18 protein-coding genes are annotated in these 20,240 nt (G+C 37.0%); 4 read left to right on the top strand and 14 right to left on the bottom strand.

All coding sequences use genetic code 11. The features are described from left to right. Positions 1 to 55: 55 nt before the first annotated feature. From ACHZAX_RS18640 to ACHZAX_RS18595, 10 genes are all read right to left on the bottom strand, one after another. Positions 56 to 718, bottom strand: a complete 663-nt coding sequence (locus tag ACHZAX_RS18640; RefSeq protein ID WP_320020131.1) for a hypothetical protein — start codon at positions 716 to 718, stop codon at positions 56 to 58. A gap of 66 nt (positions 719 to 784) precedes the next feature. Next, entirely contained in the window at positions 785 to 1,402 is a 618-nt protein-coding gene (locus ACHZAX_RS18635) for a Crp/Fnr family transcriptional regulator (protein WP_320020130.1), read from the bottom strand. 225 nt (positions 1,403 to 1,627) lie between these two features. Beyond that, positions 1,628 to 1,915, bottom strand: coding sequence for a hypothetical protein (locus tag ACHZAX_RS18630; RefSeq protein WP_320020129.1), 288 nt, complete (start codon positions 1,913 to 1,915; stop codon positions 1,628 to 1,630). A 199-nt stretch (positions 1,916 to 2,114) separates the two neighbouring features. Further along, positions 2,115 to 2,309 (bottom strand): DUF1289 domain-containing protein, encoded by a 195-nt coding sequence (locus tag ACHZAX_RS18625; RefSeq protein ID WP_320020128.1) that lies wholly within the window; start codon positions 2,307 to 2,309, stop codon positions 2,115 to 2,117. Between the two features lie 453 nt (positions 2,310 to 2,762). Beyond that, positions 2,763 to 3,272 (bottom strand): hypothetical protein, encoded by a 510-nt coding sequence (locus tag ACHZAX_RS18620; RefSeq protein ID WP_320020127.1) that lies wholly within the window; start codon positions 3,270 to 3,272, stop codon positions 2,763 to 2,765. Between the two features lie 5 nt (positions 3,273 to 3,277). After that, positions 3,278 to 3,724, bottom strand: a complete 447-nt coding sequence (locus ACHZAX_RS18615) for a MarR family winged helix-turn-helix transcriptional regulator (RefSeq protein ID WP_320020126.1) — start codon at positions 3,722 to 3,724, stop codon at positions 3,278 to 3,280. A gap of 277 nt (positions 3,725 to 4,001) precedes the next feature. Continuing rightward, positions 4,002 to 6,479, bottom strand: coding sequence for a helix-turn-helix domain-containing protein (locus ACHZAX_RS18610; RefSeq protein ID WP_320020125.1), 2,478 nt, complete (start codon positions 6,477 to 6,479; stop codon positions 4,002 to 4,004). Positions 6,480 to 6,577: 98 nt separating this feature from the next. Beyond that, complete coding sequence (locus tag ACHZAX_RS18605) at positions 6,578 to 7,222, bottom strand: response regulator transcription factor (protein WP_101310313.1); 645 nt, start codon at positions 7,220 to 7,222, stop codon at positions 6,578 to 6,580. 11 nt (positions 7,223 to 7,233) lie between these two features. Further along, positions 7,234 to 9,978 (bottom strand): sensor histidine kinase, encoded by a 2,745-nt coding sequence (locus ACHZAX_RS18600; protein WP_320020124.1) that lies wholly within the window; start codon positions 9,976 to 9,978, stop codon positions 7,234 to 7,236. Between the two features lie 94 nt (positions 9,979 to 10,072). Next, entirely contained in the window at positions 10,073 to 10,654 is a 582-nt protein-coding gene (locus ACHZAX_RS18595) for a rubredoxin-like domain-containing protein (RefSeq protein ID WP_320020123.1), read from the bottom strand. 233 nt (positions 10,655 to 10,887) lie between these two features. Between ACHZAX_RS18595 and ACHZAX_RS18590 the strand changes: the two genes are divergently transcribed. Then, positions 10,888 to 11,208 (top strand): hypothetical protein, encoded by a 321-nt coding sequence (locus tag ACHZAX_RS18590; protein WP_320020122.1) that lies wholly within the window; start codon positions 10,888 to 10,890, stop codon positions 11,206 to 11,208. Next, a complete protein-coding gene (locus ACHZAX_RS18585; protein WP_320020121.1) occupies positions 11,184 to 11,612 on the top strand; it encodes a hypothetical protein in 429 nt (142 codons plus the stop codon). The genes ACHZAX_RS18590 and ACHZAX_RS18585 overlap by 25 nt, the downstream gene beginning before the upstream one ends. 39 nt (positions 11,613 to 11,651) lie before the next feature. Here the strand turns inward: ACHZAX_RS18585 and ACHZAX_RS18580 are convergent, their stop codons facing one another. After that, positions 11,652 to 12,092, bottom strand: coding sequence for an RrF2 family transcriptional regulator (locus tag ACHZAX_RS18580; protein ID WP_101310309.1), 441 nt, complete (start codon positions 12,090 to 12,092; stop codon positions 11,652 to 11,654). 21 nt (positions 12,093 to 12,113) lie between these two features. Next, positions 12,114 to 12,839, bottom strand: coding sequence for an iron-sulfur cluster repair di-iron protein (ric, locus tag ACHZAX_RS18575; RefSeq protein ID WP_320020120.1), 726 nt, complete (start codon positions 12,837 to 12,839; stop codon positions 12,114 to 12,116). A gap of 138 nt (positions 12,840 to 12,977) precedes the next feature. Between ric and ACHZAX_RS18570 the strand changes: the two genes are divergently transcribed. Further along, positions 12,978 to 15,224 carry a nitric-oxide reductase large subunit gene (locus tag ACHZAX_RS18570; RefSeq protein ID WP_320020119.1) on the top strand — a complete coding sequence of 749 codons (2,247 nt, stop codon included), beginning with the start codon at positions 12,978 to 12,980 and terminating at the stop codon, positions 15,222 to 15,224. Positions 15,225 to 15,414: 190 nt separating this feature from the next. On the opposite strand, the gene ACHZAX_RS18565 is transcribed toward ACHZAX_RS18570, so the two are convergent. Next, positions 15,415 to 17,055, bottom strand: a complete 1,641-nt coding sequence (locus ACHZAX_RS18565; RefSeq protein WP_320020118.1) for a dipeptidyl-peptidase 3 family protein — start codon at positions 17,053 to 17,055, stop codon at positions 15,415 to 15,417. Between the two features lie 178 nt (positions 17,056 to 17,233). Here ACHZAX_RS18565 and ACHZAX_RS18560 point away from each other — a divergent pair, with 178 nt between their 5' ends. Next, positions 17,234 to 18,430: a C1 family peptidase gene (locus ACHZAX_RS18560; RefSeq protein WP_320020117.1), complete on the top strand. Its 1,197-nt coding sequence runs from the start codon at positions 17,234 to 17,236 to the stop codon at positions 18,428 to 18,430. A gap of 133 nt (positions 18,431 to 18,563) precedes the next feature. Here the strand turns inward: ACHZAX_RS18560 and ACHZAX_RS18555 are convergent, their stop codons facing one another. Continuing rightward, positions 18,564 to 20,216 carry a SulP family inorganic anion transporter gene (locus tag ACHZAX_RS18555; protein ID WP_320020116.1) on the bottom strand — a complete coding sequence of 551 codons (1,653 nt, stop codon included), beginning with the start codon at positions 20,214 to 20,216 and terminating at the stop codon, positions 18,564 to 18,566. Between the last annotated feature and the right edge of the window lie 24 nt (positions 20,217 to 20,240).

The raw sequence follows: 20,240 nt of genomic DNA, 5'->3' as shown, positions 1-20,240 counted from the left end.
AAATATACAGAGGCTTATTTTGTTGAAAATCAATGATTTGTATTATTGTCATGTACTAAGAAAAAATATAATGTAGTTCTTTGTCATTTATATACTCGTAATCAACCTTCTCTTGTAATTTCCATTCCTGCGAATTGGCATACCACCAATATAAACTGTCTGTTAAAGGTTTTCCTTGAGCATTATAACTATAATCACATCTTTCTGTTAATAACCAATCTTCTAAATCATATTTCCATTGATAACTGATCTTCTGAATCAATTCATTGTTTTGGTTGTACGAATAGACCCATTTTCTTTCTTCCTTCCAGTGGTCATTTGACCAAATAAATTGGGTATTCACCACACTGTTTCCTATCTCATCGTATTGCGATTCCTCTTTTATGAGGTTTGTCCAATTGCTGTCACCAGCATTCCAAGCCGAGTAAACCCATAATATCTGATTGAAATTTTCATCGTATACATAAGTCGTTTTTATGAATTTCTTATTCCACGTGCCTGTCCCTTCATCGTAATTGTACTCAATAATACTATCTAATTTTTCTTTATAGAGATGGTTTGTTTTTAAGTTTTGTCGACCGACTCTACTTGTAGGATTATAGAACTCTCCAAACTCTTGAATTGAATATTGATTTAACACTGAATTAGGCATTTCTTGCCCTAAAGCTGATAAACCGAAACAAGAAATAATAATTAAAAATAAATACTGTCTTTTCATTCTAATATTTTTATGCATTCACAAAATAATAGAATGTTGTACGAAGTGAAGTTGCCTCAGGATAACTTATTCCGATTTTTTGTTTCTAAAAAAAATATTCTTTTCCTTACTGTATTGTTGTGGTGTCATATTTAAGTAGCTGGCTATGTATTTATCTGGTGTATCTTTCAGAATCCAGTTAGCCCTTTCTACTATTTCATGAAAAAGTGAGAAGCGTTTTGACGGGTTTCGATATTGTAACACAATCATTCTATTTTCGCGATCGAGAAGAATTCTTTCATATACTTTAAACATGAGATAACTGAATTCATGGCTGTTTTTTGTCAGAATTTCTAAATCACGCTTGTCAATAGAGACAATTTCCAGATCGGTTATAGCTTCATGCACTTCAAGTGATGGCGATCCGTCAATGTAACTTTTAAGACTATTAAAACTCAATCCTTTTGGTGTAATATTTATGGTCTTAGACTCACCTTCGTCAAAAATATATTGGTGTACGACACCCTTTAACACAATACTGGCCTTAGTTTCAAGCTCTCCGATTTTCAAAATGGATTCTCCTTTTTTGTAAGAGTATTTTGTAAAATATTTACTCATTTCCTCAAATGTTTCATCGGTAAGATGGCTGGCCGGCTTAAAAAATGCATGCAATAATTCAATATCATGTGAACTTAGGTTATTCATACTTTCTATAATTCTCTTTTGGTGCATGAAGCACACGTAAAAGTGTTTTATCCATTTGTTTTTTACTGTCGCCCCTTAAAAGTAAGCATAAAATAAAAACAGAAACCAGTCCCGCTTATCCGGTATCAGTATAAATAGTAAAGAAAGGTCTTGTTTGCAGGTGTTTGAGGCTTTTATTCAAAAACAAAAGGTTTCACAACTTGTGAAACCCTTAGCAGGTGGTTTTTACACCAATTCGGTATCTGCCTCCTTTGTTTTGCGGCGGCGTTTTACCAATTCGTTGTTTTTATCGATTAATTCGGCAATGGTTTTGGCAGTAGCTTCGTAGGTAGCTGGATTTACTTTTGCCATGGTATTTATATAGCCCACCAAGTTTTCGTTGATTTCTTTAATGCTTTCTCTCTTCAACCTACTGGCTGAAGCCAAATCTTTCTTCACGCTTTTAGCATGCAGCTGTGGTTTTACTCGAAACCTGCTGTGCTTTTCGTCAAAACCTGCTATGGTATTACTCAAAACCACACGTGCTTTTGGATGAAACCACACGTGGTTTACATCGAAACCTGCTGTGGTTTTCTGAAAATATCAGATTTTGTTAAATCCAGCTTCTTTTATTGCTTTTATGGGGTGTTTGTAAAGAAAAAATCCAGGGCAGAAGCCCGGGATATTTCCGATATGTTTCTTGAATTGTTATTTCAATTTGGCTGTAATCTTTTTATCTGAAAAAAGTTCCTGTCGCTGTGTCGGGAGCATTTCGCCGGTTGGCAGCTTTTTTAATTACCTCTTCTTTTTCTTGGTTGGTGTACAGCGACCAGTTTCCTATTTCTTCAGTTGTTCTTCTGCATCCAAAGCACACGCCGTTGCTGTCTTGCCGGCAAATGCTAATGCATGGTGATTGTATATCTTCCATATTCGTTAAATCAATTTATTGTTATTTAATAACTATTACTTGTTTAATAAACTTCCATACCAAAAATTAGAAGTTTTTAGCTAATAGCCCTTGGCTAAAAGCTATTTAAAACAGCAGGAAATATAAATTTGGAATGCGATTCATCCAAAAAGAAAGTAAAAATCGCACATGCTATTTAAATTGAATACAAATAAAGATAAAGTTATCTGTTTTTCAAAATGGAGACAAAGATGATTGTGATTTTTTATGATTTCTGCAGATGATTTTACTTCGTGGAAATCTGTGAATTTTTATCAAATGAAAAATCCCGAACTGCGAAGTCCGGGATTTTCTCTAACCCTAATTACTAACCTAAATCTAATCTATGAAAAAAAATTATCTGTTTTCTACATTACAAATGTAGTGTGTAGGAATGCTAAAAGGATTGAATTAAAGTTAAGGAAGCTTAAAAATTCATTTGTTTATTTTCTTTTTTGATTTCCCCGGTTTAAACACTGAAATAAAAATGGTAAGAATCAGTGTGCCATTCATGCAAATGCCCATTAATGTTTGCGATTTATCATACCATTGGTATTCGGTATTGCTAAGCGCAGTCAGGCCAAGCTCACCTGATATTCTCACCATTTCGGCAATCCATGGACCGGAATATAGAGTACCCAGTATGATTATCAGCAAAGTGATTATCCATTTAAATATCAACCAGCCGTGTTGAAAGTAGCCCCATTTTGTAAATTGGGAATAAATCCATCCGGTAAGTAAGCTTACGATTGCTGATGGAACCAGAATCTTCATATCAATAAAATGGATGATTTTATTGATTAAATGCAATTGATCTCCGGTTTGTAATTCTTTGCGCATAAAATGTAAAAGGAACATGGTTAATCCGGTTGTTACCCATATTCCTGCGGCTAAAAGATGAATAGATTTAAGCCATTTCTTTTGGGTGATTGATAATTGCTGCATATTCTTTACTTTAGAAATTTATCTGTGTTTAGAATGATTTTTTTAAGATTTTCTATCATTATCTTTTTCGTTGAATCATCAATTCCTTCTAAAGCAATACTGGTTGATTCAAAGGCACATTGATGAAGTTGTTTGGTTAAATCTTTGCCTTCAGGAGTAATGAAAAGTTTGAATATTCTTTTGTCAATATCATCTCTTCGTTTTTCTACAAAACCTGCAGCTTCAAGCTTTTGAGTCATTCTGCTCATATTGGCGAAATCTTTGTATGTGAGTTCGCTTAATTCACCTATTGTCATCCCATCCGATTCTGTCAAATGATATAAAATAGTCCATTGTTCAGGGGTAATACTGAGTTTGTTTCGGCTTAATATTTTAAAGAAGACTCTCTTTATCATGATTGCGCCAATGGCAATATGGTGGTTAACAGATTTTTCTAAGTCTATTTTGTTCATAGCAAATGTATTTGTCATGACAAATATATAAATTAATTGTCACGACAAGTATTTTGTGTGAGAATTTGTTCCATTTTAAATGTTAGGAATGGTAGGAGTCGGATAGGGTCAAAGAAAAATCCCGAACCGCGAAGTCCGGGATTTTCTCTAACCCTAATTACTAACCTAAATCTAATCTATATGAAAAAACATTTTCTGTTTTGTACACTACAAATGTAGGGCATAGGAATGCAAAAAGGATTGAATTAAAGTTAATTAAACTTAAAAAGTTATTGATTTATTTTGTATTTGCATTTTTCAGATAAGCCTGAACGTATCGTATTTCGGAGTAGGAGTAATCAGAACCAAGTTCTTGTTTGCATTCATTCAGGCTTTCAACATCCTCTCTTTCAAGTTGTTTTTTAATTTTTTTGATCTTTTTTTTCTCCACAAATTTATCGAGAGGCAGCATTCCCAAGCCAACGTAATGCGCCAGGTGTTTATCTATTGTTGCAACGGTAAGATCTCTGAAAGCCGAAATTTCACGCACTGTTCGGCCATCTTTATACAATTCCAGACTTATCTCTTTCGTATCTTGTTTGTTACCGGGTTTTATTATTTTTTTTGGTTCAGCCGATGTGAAATTCAACAGACCCAGATTTTGCCCCTGGCGGTATTCTGTAACCATTTTGATTACATCTGCGCCGTAATGTTCAATTTTCTTCTTTCCAAAGCCTTTCACATCCTTTAATTGATCTGTAGTGTAGGGCAGATTATTGGCAATATCAACCAGACTTTGCTGCGAGGCGATGTAATAAACCGGAGCGTTTATTTTATCGGCCATATTCTTTCTCCATTTCTTTAGTGTTCGAAACAAATTGGGATGTTTTACATTCTCATCAACCACTTCCTTAGGGCTCTTTAAACGGAAGTTTTGTTTTTCGAAATGAGCTTTGGCACGCACAGTTTGGTAGTTGGCAGTATCGAATTTTTTCAAACACGATTTTAAACTAACAAGCTTAACGCTTAGCTTTTCATTCAACTGTTTCAAATGCCCCTCAATTACTTTCTTTATACTTTGATTATCGGTATCGAAACTAAAATCTTTCAGAATGGATTGCAGGTGTTCCTCCAGTTTTCCCACGAAATAGGCCGAAGCTTTGCTGATTCTTTCCTGCGCCTCTTTGTTTTCATGCAGGTTCTGATTATCGGTACAATACCGTTTTACCGATGGAATAAATTTTTCACCAACCACCAGAATTTCAGGGCCAAGAAATGGAAGGGCAGCATTCATTTTATCAGCTAAATTGCCCTGAATACTGTTTCTGTTTTCCTGCAAATGCTTGTTGCAGTAATTGCAGATTCGGTAGATATCATGAAAAGAAAACAGTTCTTCGAGAAGCTGAAACTGATATTTACGAATGGAATTCTCCAGATTTTCTTCCCCCGGAGGATTGGCTTCCATATTTTGAGTGAATTTAGATACGGCGTTGTCGCAGATGATTCCCGATTTACTTAACGTTGATTTAAGAACCAATCCTTCCAGCGACTTGCATCGACTCAAGGCCACGTAAACCTGTCCGTGTGCAAAGGCTGCATTGGCATCAATTACCGCTCTTTCAAAAGTCAGTCCCTGACTTTTATGAATGGTAATTGCCCAGGCCAGCTTCAATGGGAACTGCGAAAAACCACCCGAAATTGTTTCTTCAATTTCTTTGCTTTCCGGGTTGATGCTGTAATTGATGTTGTGCCAGTCTTCGGGATACACATCAATTTCGAAATTGTCTGTCTCACATTTTACATGAATTACATCATCGCCAAAACCGGTAACCGTTCCTATTTTGCCGTTAAAATAGAGCTTTTCGGGCGAGCTGTCGTTTTTTACAAACATCACCTGTGCACCTGTTTTAAGCTGCAGCTGCTCTTCGGTAGGAAAGGAGTATTCGGGAAATATGCCTGTAATGTTCGCCATAAATTGCTGCGGTTTTCCCTTTAGCTGCTTTAGTTTTTCTTCGTTTATTTTCTGAGCTCGGGCATTGTGTGTTGTTAAAGTGATATAACCATCCTTGTCGGTAGGTTTAAAATCGGGCAAATATCTCTTTTCCAATTCGGTATAGGATTCCTGCGAGAGTTGGTTGTTCCTTATTTCATTCAGAATTTTAATGAAGCTTTCGTCTTTTTGACGGTAAACATGTGTGAGTTCGATACTAATGTGCTGCGATTGCAGAAATGCACGACTGCTAAAAAAGAAAGGTGTTTCGTAATGATTCCGAAGCAGACTCCATTCTTCATTTTTTACCACAGGAGGCAATTGCTGCAAATCGCCGATCATTAAAACCTGAACACCACCAAAAGGCAGATTTCTGTTTTTAAATTTGCGAAGCACTTCATCAATGCCATCCAGCAAATCGGCGCGAACCATACTAATTTCATCAATAATCAGCAGGTCGAGAGATTTTATAATATCGATTTTTTCTTTTCGGTATTTCCGGATGGGCGAATTGGATTCGGTTTTGGGGTTTTTATCTTCGTTTAGGATTTGCCCTGGCATTATGGGGCCAAAAGGCAGCTGAAAAAAGGAATGAATGGTTACACCACCTGCATTAATGGCCGCCACACCGGTGGGTGCAACAACCACCATTCGTTTGGGCAGTTCCTCTTTTAACTGGCGCAAAAAGGTAGTTTTTCCGGTACCGGCTTTACCCGTTAAAAAAATTGTAGTGTTTGTGAATCGTACAAACTTGTGAGCCAGATCCAGTTGTGAATTGCTTTCCATTTTGTAAACATCTGTTTTTTGAGAAACTAAAAATACGAAATGTTAACGGGATACGAATGGAAATTTATGTAAGATCCGATAATTATACTATCTGGCGGTTAACTTATTTCAATAATTCTGTTTTTTACTGCATACATTACCAGTGAAGTTGAATTTTTACAAGCAGTTTTACTCAGTAAGTTAGATCGGTGGCGGTCAACCGTTCTTTGGCTGATAAATAATACCTCAGCAATTTCAGCATTGCTGCATCCATCACAAATTAGTTTTAAAACTTCCAATTCCCGTTGGGATAATTTTACGGTTTCAGTTCTTAATTTGTGCAGTCTTTTCTGATCAAGAATATCAACCAAAAGTTCTTGAGAGAAGTAACTTTTCCCAGCCATAACTGCCTCAAGTGCTGATATCAGTTCATCGGCATCGGAGTTTTTAAGTAGGAAACCTTTAACGCCGGCATCTAACATCTGATCGTAGTATTCCTCTTCTCCATGCATGGACAGAACAATTATTTTCATGTCAGGAAATTTTTCAAGAGCTATTCGTGTGGCTTCAATTCCATTCATTTCCGGCATGTTAATGTCCATTAAGGCAATGTCGATTGGAATAGTATCTGCCATTTCAAGAAATTCTTTTCCGTTCGAAGCTTCCCCTACAATGTTGATGTTGGGAACACTATTCAAAAGAAACCGCAATCCACTTCTAAACATTTTGTGGTCGTCTACAATCATTACCCTGTACTCACTCATGCTCTTTAATTTTACAGATTAATTTCTACTACTGCCATCATGCCGCCACGTTTTGGGTGGCTTTTTATTTTGTGCGAACCATTTAACGACTTAATCCTGCTAAATACATTATACAATCCCATTCCCGCTGATGTTCCGGCATTGATCTCCTTGGCATCAAAACCAATTCCGTCGTCAATATAAATAAGAGAAACTAAATTTTCTTCTCTTGACAAGTTTATTTCAATATTTGTTGCCTTAGCGTGTTTAATTGTATTGTTAATTAATTCGCTTACTACCCTAAAAATAACGACTTCAACCTGATGGTTGATTCTCTCGTTCATATTTTCAGCATAAAAACTAATGCTGATGGCCTGCGATAAATTGATTTTGTTGGTAAAAGAACGGATGGCTTTTTCCAATCCGAAATCGTTCAAAATATGCGGGCTCAGGTTGTTCGAAATTTCTTTGATGCTTACCAAGGCTTCATTTACCGCTTCAACAGAAGCTTTTATAATGTTCTTTTTCTCTGCTTCCGATTCAAATTTATTTATGGATGACAGATACAGGTTGATGCTGGAAAGCAGTGGCCCAATAGAATCATGCAAATCGGTAGCGAATCGTTTTCGTTCACTTTCTTCTGTGTTGATTACTGCATTTAGAATTTTTCGTTCGGTCTTCTGGCGTTCACTAATATCATTTATCAAAGATAAAATCAGTTTACTGTCTTCCAGTTCAATTAAGCTTAAGTGAATTTCGACAGGAAAGCTGCTGCCGTCTTTTCTTTTTTGCACCGACTCAAAAGAAAGAGAAGGGTAGGAGGCATTTAATTTTCTCCAATAAGTATGAAGTTCGGAACTGCTGTGCATGGAATCTATTTCGCTGTAATTTAGTGTTAGGATTTCGTCAGCAGAATAGCCCAGCCAATTGCAGGCAGCTGAGTTGGCATCCAGAATATGGCCGTCAGTATTGTAAATTAATATTCCATCTGATGCCTGCTCAATTAAGGAACGCCATCTTTTTTCTGATACTCTCAACTTTCGTTCTTCGCTTTTTATTGTTTCTTCGGCTTCTTTTCGTTGGGTGATATTAATAAGTGTACCAACAATATTTAAAGGTTTTCCATTTTGGTCATAATCAAGAATTTGTCCTTTAGCTTTGAACCACATCCAGTCTTTAGTGCTTGTGAAAATTCTGAATTCGACAATAAACAATGCGCTATAGCCCAATTTGTTTTGCCGGTGTTTTTGTTTGATGATGATTAAATCCTCCGGATGAATAATTTTGCAGAGAAGATCTTTTGTGTTTGAAATGGTGACAGATTTATAACCCAGTTTATCCCAGATGATCTTACTAATGTAGGTTTGATCGTTTGCGAAATTATGCTCCCAAACACCATCCGAATTTGCATCCAGCATTCGAAGAAGCCTGTCCCGGCTGCTTTTCAATTCCAGATTTGCTTCTTCTAAATTTTCGGTACGTACTTTAACCAGTTCCAGAAGATTGTGCCGGTGATCCTCCAGCTCCTGATTTTGCTTGATAATTTGTTCGGTTTGCAGCTCCAGTTTTTCGTTCGCAAACACAACTTCTTTTGTTCTGTCGGCTACTCTTCGGTCCAATTCTTCATTTTCCTGAATCAGTTTCTTTTCATTCTGCTCCCTTTTCAATTTCGAATACCGTAAAATGATTGCAATGATTAAGCCGAATATAATGATTACAAATAGTGATGTTTGGTACTGGGGAACAATAGGAGGTGGTTGATTGCTGATGATACTGCCTTTTGGAAGTTGTTTGGGGAGAATCCCAAAACGTTTCATTTGTTCAAAATCGAATTTGAAATTGTTGTATCCTGATTGTACAATTGGAATTTTATTGATCTCTTTCCCATTCAATACCTGAAGAGCAATTTTAGCGGCTAATTCTCCTTCTTTATATCCGCTTGTGAGCATTCCTCCAACAATACCCTCGTTAAAATAGAATTCCCAACTGCTATAGATTGGTAATTTTGTTGCCTCTCGTATAATTTCAATATTTTCCTGATAGGAAATAAAATTGCCTTCTTTATCGCGGCTAAAATTCAGGAGGTAAATAATGCTGTTGGGGTCAAGGTGTTTAACCTGATCAACCAGTTCATCAATGAGTAAATTCTCCAAAAAAACAAGTTCAACATCGGTATGTAAGTCAGGCCAAAAAGATTTAATGTTATTTCTGTTCAAGATTGCCGATTGAGTCTGATTGTCGTTAATCACAACTAATTTTGTTGCCTTAGGATGCAAACGCAAGGCAACTTCAATTGTTTTTCTGGAGTCAATTTCTTCGGTAACACCCGAAATGTGTTCGATCCCTTTCACCAGCTGATCGGAGAATTGATTGATAGAACAGAAAATTATTGGTGTGTTTTTAAAGAAATCAGTATAATAATCTCTTACAAAATCCAAGGCATTGTTGTCAGAAACAATGATGGCATCAAATTTATTTTTTAGATGCTTGAGGCCATAAAGATTCGCGAATTCTTTCAGATATTCTGGATTTGAATTCCGTTTTGTATCCATGTATTCAAACATCAGCTCAACATCGTCTTCACGACCCAAAACAGATTGTATCCCGGCACTTACATTATCGGTCCAATTCAATCCCTGATGGTAAGAATGCAAAACAAGTACTCTTTGTTTTCTTGCAGAAGTCTGAAATGCAAAAAGGAAAACGAAAAAAATCAGAAGGAGAGTCTTCCAACGAAGGTTACTTCTATTACTCATATTCAGTTTATACTTCTCCATCATAAAATGGTTATATCGGGTCAGTTTCAAAGGAAGGGTAAGATACAAAGGCTAAATATGATATGCTATGTTGTAAAATACCCAATTTTAGTCCCTAAACCTGATTTTTTTGTGTTTTCTTCTGAGGGTATTTTCCTGGTAATATTACATTTAGCAGGCTTTTTCCGATTAAGCCCAGAGCAACAGCAAACCCAAGCCCAATCAGACTAACCAGAAGTAAAAGGAGAAGAGCTTGCGAGTGCTTCATTGTAAACAGCAATATTCCTGATGTAAGCAGCAGGAGTACACTGTAAATGATTTTATTTCTTAACAGCGGAGGTTTCAGACTTTTAAACCGGGTAATTCCATCGATAATTCCTGTGACAAAGGCCAGCATCAGAGCAAGAGGTAAAAAGAGGATTAAAAATTCAGCAATGATGCGGACTTTTTCGGGATAGCAGCCGGGAAACAACCATAGAATTGCCAGCAGAAGAGGAATAAGTGCGATAAAAGTTTGGGAGATGTGAATTGCAATGGGATGTAAATCCAGATTTAGGATGAAAAGCCGATTTGGTGATACCCGTTCCCGATAGGATTCGAATACCTTGTCGGGCAAGCCGCAGGCCGGACAAACACCGTTTAATTTGTCTTTTTCCATTACATATCCGCAAGGACGACAACGTACCAATTCTTTCATAATTTTAAAGTTTTTGTCTTTATGAATCCATACAGTTATTTCCCAGTGTACAGGAAGCTTTAATTATGGACGTTTCATGATTGTTTTTGCAACAAGTTACAGTATATTATAAAACCATAAAAAATACTTTGCATCTATTTGCACTAAAAATAAATACTAATAAACAATACTATTGTCCATAAAATTTGGTTTGATTATTTTTGGTTAAAATCATAAACAAACCAGCCCATTATATGAAAAACCTACTAACGCGTTTTCTGAAGAGTTCGAAACTATTTGAATTATTTATGATCTTTATTGGGATTACCTTCTCGATGCAATTCAATAACTGGAATGAAGAAAGAAAATTAAAACAATTGGAATTGGAGTTAATTAGTGATCTGTATGTTGATGTAACAGAGGATTATAATGACATCCAAAAGAATATAATAACAACAGAAAAATCATTTTTACGTTCTTTAAAATACTTAGATAGCTGTCTTACAACAATCCAACCAGTGAATCAATCTGATCTGAAGGATAAATTACAATGGGACGTTCTTCTATGTCTATGAATATTGGAGCCTACGAGAGTTTTAAACATCAGGGGATAGCATTAATGAAAAATAGCCGTTTAAAAATTAAATTGTTTGAATATTATGAATCCGGATTAAATCAGTTGAATCGTCAACGAGAGAGTCAATCTGAGTTTGGAGATAACTATATCATGCCTCTTTCGATAAAATATTGTGAGAACTTCTTTGAAATGCCCTATAGTAATTACCTTCTTCTGAGAAATAATCCTTCAGACAAAAGAGTTATAAATTATTGGGTTAGAATGTATGAATTCAATCAGTACATCAATAAAAAATTAATTCCCTTACAGGAAGATTTAAAGCTCGAAATGGAAAAAGAACTCATTGCCAACGGCATTGATCCAAAGCTAATTTTGCAAGTAGCAGAGACATCAAAATCCTAAATAATGAAAGAGGCTGGATTATATAGAATCCTGCCTATTTTACTGCAGTTTCTGTGTTAGTACAGCTTCTCCGCTTAGGATTTTTTTTGCAAGACTTTGTATGGTTCGCTTTTTTACAAGAACAGTATAATTTTTTCTTAATTCTGAAAAATCATCATGCAAAGGGCATTTGTTTTCATGATCACAACCCTTAAAACCAAAATTACAGCTGATAAAAGATTTTTCTCCATCAATTGCTGTAATAATTTTATAGAGTTGAAGATCTTCATGCTCTTTATCAAAGAAAAACCCGCCATTTCTTCCTTTCAAGCTTTTTATTAGATCGAAGCGTGTTAGTACCTGCAATATTTTTGCAGTGAAATGTTCAGGTGATTCTATATTTTTTGCTATTTCCTTAAATCCCGGACGTTTTTCTTCCCAGTTTTGCAACTGGACATAAACCAGTGCACGAATTGCATATTCGGCAGTTTTTGAGAGCATATCTATTTTTTGAAATGCAAATTAATCAATTTTCCTTATATCCTGTTCTAATTTGATTGCCTTTGGAAACAGGATGTTGTTTTCCAAATGAACATGTCTGTGCAAATCTTTTTCAAAAGCCAGGAGACTTTCATATGTCGCACAAAAAGTATTACAAGCTCCTTTTGGAGGCTGATAATTAAGTGTTAGCCGCGAAATTTCTTCGAATCTGGCTCCCTCATTTTCATGTTCCTGAATTAATAGAGAGATGGATTTTTCGGCTGTAATTTTATGTGAAGAAGAGTCTGATTGCCTACCATTTTTTAATTTTAATAATTTTTCAATGAGTGGAAATAGTTCTGTTTCTTCTTTTCCCATGTGCTCGGTCAGTTGTTTCACCGATTCTTTAAAATGAGCGTTGACCACTTCAATTTCGGGATGCTTGCTCCCGTGAACTTGTTCTATTTTATTTAAAAACTTAGAAAGTATTGGTATTTGTTCGCGAACATAAGCGTGATGATTCTCTTTAATATAGAGAATTAGTTTTGCAAGTGGCATCTTATCAAATTCCGGCGTGTTTGCAGGTTCTTTAATGGCCTCTTCAAGTTGTTGAATCACCTTGTTCGGATCAATAGATCTCTTTATACATGCTTCCAATATACTCTGTTTTCCACCACAACAAAAATCAATTTGATGATCATCGAATATTTTAACTGTCTGAAAATGACTCCTTACAATATCTCCAATATGTGTTTCCTGACTAATCATGGCATTCCAAATTAAGTAATTGAATAAATTTTTAAATAAGAGGATAAAAAGATCTTCTGATCGCCAAAAATAGAATTTTATTTTTATTTTTGCAACAAAAGAATAAAAGAGTAAAATATCCATTAAAATTTAGATCGTATGAAAACCAAGAGATTATGGTATGGATTTATTGCGGTGATGGTTTTGTCATTTGCAGTTCTTCTTTATTTTGGGCGCGAAATTTATCGTGAAAAGCCACCCATTCCAGATCAAATTATCACTACTTCGGGAGAAGTAATTGTGAGTGGTCAGGACATTAAGGATGGTCAAAATGTTTGGCAATCAATAGGTGGACAAGAAGTTGGTTCAATTTGGGGTCATGGAGCATACCAAGCTCCCGACTGGACGGCTGATTGGTTGCACCGCGAGGCAGTGTTTTTGCTTGATTATTGGGGAAATGCTGAATTTGACCACGATTACAAGGACTTGAATAATGAGCAGAAAGGAATGTTGGAGGCCCGTTTACAAAAAGAAATGCGTACCAATACATATGATGTTGGCTCAAGCAATCTTGTCATATCAGATTTAAGAGCAAAGGCTTTCAAAGCAATTGGAGACCATTTTACCGGCGTATTTATGGACGGAGAAGCGCAAGCTCATCTGCGCGAAGCATATGCTATTCCTGTTAATACAGTTAAGGATCAGGAGAGAATGGATAAGATGAATGCCTTTTTCTTTTGGGCTACATGGGCAACAGTAACAAATCGTCCTGGTCAGGAAATTACATATACAAACAATTGGCCGGCTGAAGAATTGGTTGGGAACAGGCCTACGAGTTCCTTGCTGTTGTGGACAGGATTCAGTGTTATTATTCTTTTGGCAGGAATTGGCTGGATGGGTTGGTTTTATGCTAGTAATAGAGGTAAGGAGGAACACAATGATATGCCCCTTGAAAATCCAGTAATGGGAAGCAAAATGTTTCCATCGATGAAGGCAACTTTAAAATATTTTTGGGTCGTTACCCTCTTAATGTTAGTTCAGATAACGGCTGGGGTAATAACGGCTCACTACGGCGTAGAAGGCAGTGCATTCTATGGAATTCCTTTGGATCAATGGCTGCCGTATTCCGTTACCAGAACCTGGCATGTTCAAATTGGTATTTTCTGGATTGCCACTTCATGGTTGGCAACAGGATTATTCTTTGCCCCGGCAATTGCAGGCAAAGAGCCTAAATATCAAAAGTTAGGTGTTAATGTATTGTTCCTTTCTCTTTTGGTTATTGTTGTGGGATCAATTGTTGGTCAATGGATGGGAATCATGCAAAAGTTAGGTTATGCAGAAAATTTCTGGTTTGGTCACCAAGGATACGAGTATGTTGATTTGGGCCGGTTCTGGCAAATCTTTTTATTTGCAGGCTTATTTATCTGGCTGGGTTTAATGGCCAGAGCATTGCTTCCTGCCTTACGGGCGCGTACCGAAAATAGAAATCTTCTGATTATGTTTTTGATTGCTTCCTTGGCAATTGCTTCTTTTTATGGAGCAGGATTAATGTGGGGACAACAAACTCACTTAGCCATAGCCGAGTATTGGAGATGGTGGGTTGTTCACCTTTGGGTAGAAGGCTTCTTTGAAGTATTTGCCACTGTGATTATTGCTTTTCTATTTGTAAGAATGAAATTGCTTGGAGCACAAATTGCAACAACAACGGTTATATTTTCAACCATTATTTTCTTGAGTGGCGGTATTTTAGGAACTTTCCATCACCTTTATTTTTCGGGAACACCGGTAGCAGTATTGGCTTTAGGAGCAAGTTTTAGTGCTTTGGAAGTTGTCCCGCTGGTATTCATGGGATTTGAGGCTTACCATAACATTAATTTAACAAAATCCGGCAAATGGATCGAAGACTATAAATGGCCGATTTACTGCTTTGTGGCGGTTGCTTTTTGGAATTTTCTGGGAGCTGGAATTTTTGGATTTTTAATTAATCCTCCCGTCGCACTTTATTACATGCAAGGATTGAATACAACAGCAGTTCACGGTCACACGGCATTGTTTGGCGTGTATGGATTTCTTGGAATTGGCCTGATGCTGTTCGTGTTGCGCGATATGGACCTGACAGTAAAATGGAAAGACGGTCCGATTAAATTTGCTTTCTGGTCGATTAATATTGGTCTGTTGCTAATGGTTTTAATTAGTGTACTGCCAATTGGTTTGGCACAGACTTGGGCAAGTGTAAAAGTCGGACTGTGGTATGCACGTTCTGCTGAATTTATGCAGCAGGATTATATATCTACGCTAAAATGGATGCGGGTATTTGGGGATACGATATTTGCTGCCGGAATGTTTGTGCTGGCCTATCATATTTTTGGCTTGAAGTTTGGCTGGACCATAGAAAAGAAAAAATAATAAATAGTTTACCAACAGGGATTAACACACCTTAAATCGCCTCTTTTGAGGCGATTTTTTTTGCTCTTCAATTCAGGATTAAACAATGAAAACAAAAAAAGCAGAATCAATTTGATTCTGCCTCCTTTTTTATTTTTTCGTAGCTGTAAATAGTCTCAATACTAATTACTCACTACTTGATACTGTTTTTTTACAATCCCAATACGTTCATTCCCTGCTTAAATACAACATCTTTTGGAATACCGGCACTGTTAATACGATCTAAATCTTTCTGAAGATCTTCACGAATAAAACCTCTTTCGGCAATCATTTGTTTTGCTGCTTCATAGTCACCATCACCCTGAACAATTAGAATTTGTTTTCCCAATTCATTCATAGCGGCTTTCATTTTCCCGAAATCAACTTTGTAAGTTCCTGTTTCTGCATTTCTTGTAAAGGCACCTTGCTCTTCGAAGAAATAGAAACGAATCATATTCGCTTTTCCGTGAGCACTGGCAGCACCAAAACGTACCGAACGGAAAATACCGGCCATAAAAGTAACATAGTTATCCATCAGTTTATCGGCATCCAGTTCGCCCCATTCAGCCATTTGTGTAATCATGTACAAACCAAGAATATCTGCTTTTCCTTCTTCAATAGAGGTATAAGTATCCTTCAATGCTTTGCGGACGCTTTCATGATCTTTTAAAGTGTATTTAATACCCAAACCGTGAGCTACTTCGTGAAACATTACATTCTCGAAGAAAGCATCAAAAGTTACATTCCTGCGTTGACTTTCGTCCATTAGTAAATCAGAAATAGGAACTAAAATTTTATCGAATTTAGCCTTCATTGCATTTTTTAACTGCAGTTTTCTTGATCCTTTTTGAGCGTGAACACGAGGATCGTTTGGCAGGTTAATAGCAATGTTCTTGCTGCCCGCGTTGCAATCGCCGGCATAGTAAATCACATCGTAAACATTCATATCCGCGTTGGCGTTCGCTTTTTCTGCTTTGTACTCGGCAGGAACAGGAAGACCTTTCTGCAGGCGGGGCAGTAATGAAGCGAATTTTGATAATTTTTCGCTCCAAACTTTGTCTTTCACCAAAATCTGACCCGAATGAGAAGCTTTGTATCCGTAAAGAGCATCTTCGTAGGTTTCGATAGGACCAACAACAAAATCCAGAGTGTTGGTTTTCATATCCATCCAAGCCAAATCAGAAGCCAGATAATCATCAGTAAGAAGAGCCGTAGAACGTAGCTCAAGATATTTTTTCAGACCAGCATCTTCAGCCAATTCAGAAGCTTTTAGTAACAAATCAGCAGCTTTTTTAATTTGTTCTTTGTAAACAACATGATAAGGAACTACTTTCAGTTCTCCGCTCTCGTCACGTTCAATTTTTGTATACCAATCGGTTTTCATTTCGTCCGGAATGGCATCAAATTCTTCTTGAGTCATGTCGCATGGATAGAAGTTTGCACCTTTAGGTTTTACTCCAAATCCGTCTATAAAAGGCAGGTTGTCGTTCAGACGATCCCAAGGGCCGTAATTTATTTTTGAATAAGCAACAGCTGCAGGATCAGTAAGCGTTCCTAAAAATTCTGCTTTGTCTCCAATTGCATCTTTCCAGAATAACTCTTCCATAATATCAGCAGCTTCCATTAAAACAGGAAGCATTTGTTTTTCGTTTTTGGTCAGTTTACTGATGTCTGTTGTAAGTTCAAATTCAGCGTACTGATCTGCTAATTTTTGTATTGGAGAAACCTCAGTTTTTTTGGCTGGTTTCTCATTACAAGCAACAAAGCCTATACTAATGGCCAGCAACAGTGTAATTGAAGCGATTTTTTTCATTTTTGTGTGATATTTAAGTTAGAAAATGTTGTTTGGTTTTGATTTTTTCAACAATAAAATTGTTGAATTATTTTTACATTGCATGATCTTTTTGTTAATAATCAAAAATACAGCAAAGAATTGTTTTATCAAGATTTACCTGATAATAATTAACTTAAACAACCTAACAATTATAAAAATGAAGAACAGATTTTTAATTGCGGCCATTCTTGTATTTGGCCTGTTTCAAACATCTTCTGCTAAAAAAAAGGAAGAGGTAAAGAAAAGCTATCAGTTTACTATCGAAAAGCAATTGAAAGCAACACCGGTGAAAAATCAGTACCGATCCGGAACTTGTTGGTCTTTTGCAAGCATTTCATTTTTGGAATCGGAAATTATTCGGTTGGGAAAAGGAGAATTGGATCTTTCGGAGATGTTTATTGTGAACCGCAACTATCATTTGCGTGCAGCAGATTATGTCCGTTTTCACGGGATGAAAAGTTTTTCTTCCGGTGCTGAAGGCTGGGATGCTTTAAATGTGGTGAAGAAATATGGTCTGATTCCGCAATCGGCTTACTCAGGAAATACTTTTGATGAAACAATGCCCGTACATGGTGAGATGGATGAGGTTTTAAAAGCATATGTTGATGCTGTTGTAAAAAATAAGAACAAAAAAATTACTCCGGTTTGGATGAAAGGGTTTGATGGAATTCTGGATGCTTATTTAGGAGAGATTCCTGAGACTTTTATTTACAATACTAAAGAATACACGCCAAAGTCTTTCGCAAAAGCGCAAGGCCTTAATATGGACGATTACGTAACAATTACTTCCTATACACATCATCCGTTTTACGAAAGCTTTATTTTCGAAGGACCGGATAACTGGTCGTTGGGGAAGGTGTACAATTTACCAATGGATGAAATGATGCAGGTTGTTGATAATGCCATTGAGAATGGATACAGTCTTGCCTGGGGAAGCGATGTTAGTGAAGATGGATTTGCATATCGTAAAGGTGTGGCTGTAGTTCCCGAAACCGAAGAAAAAAGCATGGACAATGCCGAAATCTCCAAATGGGAGAAAATGAGCAAGGATCAGAAAGCGGCATACGGAACAGAATATCCTGTGAAAGAAAAAGAAATAACTCAGGAAATGCGTCAAATTGCGTTTGATGATTACGAATCGACCGAAGATCATTTGATGCACATGGTGGGTACTGCGAAAGATCAAAACGGCAACAGGTATTACCTGATCAAAAACTCGTGGGGAACCGACAACAATCCTTACGATGGATATTTTTATGCATCGAAGGCATTTGTACAGTACAAAACCGTTGGTTTACTATTGCATAAAGATGCGATTCCTGCCGAGATTGCCAGGAAATTGGGATTGAAATAAAATCCAAATACTAAACGAAGTGGGCTTGGATGAAAATTCAAGCCTTTTTTTACGCAAAACACCTCCTCCCACATGGGAAGGAGGTGAAAAAAAAGCAATGGAAACAAATTTCCATCACAAATGTCTTTTGAGCTTATCCAATTTTCGCTTTATCGGTCACTACATAGTATCTCGGATCATCAATATCTCTCAAAATAACGGTTCTAAAGTGATCATCGGCACGTTGCAGTAAAGTAATACAGTCTTCACTTAAGTGTTTCAATTTAATGGTTTTTCCTGCATTTTCATACTTCTGAACCAAATTGCTGATTGCTTCAATTCCCGAATGGTCGGCTACACGCGATTCGATAAAATCAATTTCTACCGATTCAGGATCATTTTCGACATCAAATTTGTTATTGAAGGTGGTAATGGAACCAAAAAACAGAGGTCCCCAGATTTCATATATTTTAGTACCATCTTCCCGAAACGATCTTCTTGCACGGATTCTACGGGCATTTTCCCAGGAAAAGGCAAGGGCACTTACGATAACACCAACCAGTACCGCAATGGCAAGATCGAAGATAACGGTTAGTCCGGATACAAGAACCAATACAAAGGCATCGGCTTTTGGTATTTTAAGTAATACATTAAAGGTTGACCAGGCAAATGTTCCGATAACCACCATAAACATTACTCCAACAAGTGCAGCGATTGGCACCATTTCGATATAAGGAGAGGCAAAAAGAATAAATACCAATAAGGTAGATGCCGCAATAATACCCGATAGTCTACCTCGTCCGCCCGATTTTACATTAATCAGCGATTGACCAATCATGGCGCATCCACCCATTCCACCGAAAAATCCGGTAACGATATTTGCAGCTCCCTGAGCCATACATTCGCGGTTCCCGTTTCCACGGCTGTTGGTAATTTCATCCAGTAAATTCAAAGTCATTAGCGACTCAATAAGACCAATGGCAGCTAAAATTACCGCATAAGGAAGAATAAATGCAACGGTAGTCCAGTTGAAAGGAACCATTGCAAACAATTGGCTCTGGAAAGAAGGCAAGCCACCTTTAAGACCAGTACCGCCGCCATCCCGAATAAAGGATCCAACAGTGCTGACATCAAGATTCCCAAATATCACAATGGCCGATACAGTTAAAATAGCAACAAGGGCTGCAGGTATTTTACTTGTAATCTTTGGAAGAAGATACATGATACTCATGGTGAGAATAACCAAACCAACCATCGGATATAGAACTTTATCTGCTACCCAAAAAGCTTCACGGTTTATATGTAGGGTGTAGTCTGAGAAAGAAATTGCATCCCAATTAATTACCTGTGGAAACATTCCTAGCTGCGACATAAAAATAACAATTGCCAAACCATTTACAAACCCCATCATAACAGGGTGGGGAATGAGTCTGACGAATTTACCAAACTTGAAAACACCGGCTAAAAATTGTAGAACACCTGCCAGAATTATTGTTGCGAACAAATAGTTCAAACCCATATCCTGAACGGGATTAGCCATCGCCATTCCCAGATCATTTCCTTCTTTTACAAGGCTGACCAAAACAACTGCCATGGCACCTGTAGCTCCGGATATCATTCCCGGGCGACCACCAAAAACAGAAGTAATTAAACCAACCATAAAGGCGGCGTAAAGTCCAACTAAAGGATCAACACCAGCCACAAAGGCAAAGGCAACCGCTTCTGGTACCAACGCAAGAGCTACGGTTAATCCGGATAATATATCATCTTTTGAATTTGCTGCTTTCTTTCTAAAAAAATCTACCATATGTAATCATCAAAATTTTGAATA

The organism is Labilibaculum manganireducens (assembly GCF_963665805.2).
Lineage (GTDB): Bacteria > Bacteroidota > Bacteroidia > Bacteroidales > Marinifilaceae > Labilibaculum > Labilibaculum manganireducens.
Note: the sequence above shows the minus strand (reverse complement) of the source record. Positions and strands in the feature narration are given on the sequence as shown.

Bases quoted from the DNA above. Each gene is read 5' to 3' on its own strand.
- ACHZAX_RS18595 (WP_320020123.1), bottom strand. From the start codon at position 10,654: ATGAAAGAATTGGTACGTTGTCGTCCTTGCGGATATGTAATGGAAAAA.
- ACHZAX_RS18615 (WP_320020126.1), bottom strand. From the start codon at position 3,724: ATGAACAAAATAGACTTAGAAAAATCTGTTAACCACCATATTGCCATT.
- ACHZAX_RS18560 (WP_320020117.1), top strand. From the start codon at position 17,234: ATGAAGAACAGATTTTTAATTGCGGCCATTCTTGTATTTGGCCTGTTT.
- ACHZAX_RS18605 (WP_101310313.1), bottom strand. From the start codon at position 7,222: ATGAGTGAGTACAGGGTAATGATTGTAGACGACCACAAAATGTTTAGA.
- ric (WP_320020120.1), bottom strand. From the start codon at position 12,839: ATGATTAGTCAGGAAACACATATTGGAGATATTGTAAGGAGTCATTTT.
- ACHZAX_RS18585 (WP_320020121.1), top strand. From the start codon at position 11,184: ATGGGACGTTCTTCTATGTCTATGAATATTGGAGCCTACGAGAGTTTT.
- ACHZAX_RS18580 (WP_101310309.1), bottom strand. From the start codon at position 12,092: ATGCTCTCAAAAACTGCCGAATATGCAATTCGTGCACTGGTTTATGTC.
- ACHZAX_RS18555 (WP_320020116.1), bottom strand. From the start codon at position 20,216: ATGGTAGATTTTTTTAGAAAGAAAGCAGCAAATTCAAAAGATGATATA.
- ACHZAX_RS18625 (WP_320020128.1), bottom strand. From the start codon at position 2,309: ATGGAAGATATACAATCACCATGCATTAGCATTTGCCGGCAAGACAGC.
- ACHZAX_RS18600 (WP_320020124.1), bottom strand. From the start codon at position 9,978: ATGGAGAAGTATAAACTGAATATGAGTAATAGAAGTAACCTTCGTTGG.
- ACHZAX_RS18620 (WP_320020127.1), bottom strand. From the start codon at position 3,272: ATGCAGCAATTATCAATCACCCAAAAGAAATGGCTTAAATCTATTCAT.
- ACHZAX_RS18640 (WP_320020131.1), bottom strand. From the start codon at position 718: ATGAAAAGACAGTATTTATTTTTAATTATTATTTCTTGTTTCGGTTTA.
- ACHZAX_RS18610 (WP_320020125.1), bottom strand. From the start codon at position 6,479: ATGGAAAGCAATTCACAACTGGATCTGGCTCACAAGTTTGTACGATTC.
- ACHZAX_RS18570 (WP_320020119.1), top strand. From the start codon at position 12,978: ATGAAAACCAAGAGATTATGGTATGGATTTATTGCGGTGATGGTTTTG.
- ACHZAX_RS18565 (WP_320020118.1), bottom strand. From the start codon at position 17,055: ATGAAAAAAATCGCTTCAATTACACTGTTGCTGGCCATTAGTATAGGC.
- ACHZAX_RS18635 (WP_320020130.1), bottom strand. From the start codon at position 1,402: ATGAATAACCTAAGTTCACATGATATTGAATTATTGCATGCATTTTTT.
- ACHZAX_RS18590 (WP_320020122.1), top strand. From the start codon at position 10,888: ATGAAAAACCTACTAACGCGTTTTCTGAAGAGTTCGAAACTATTTGAA.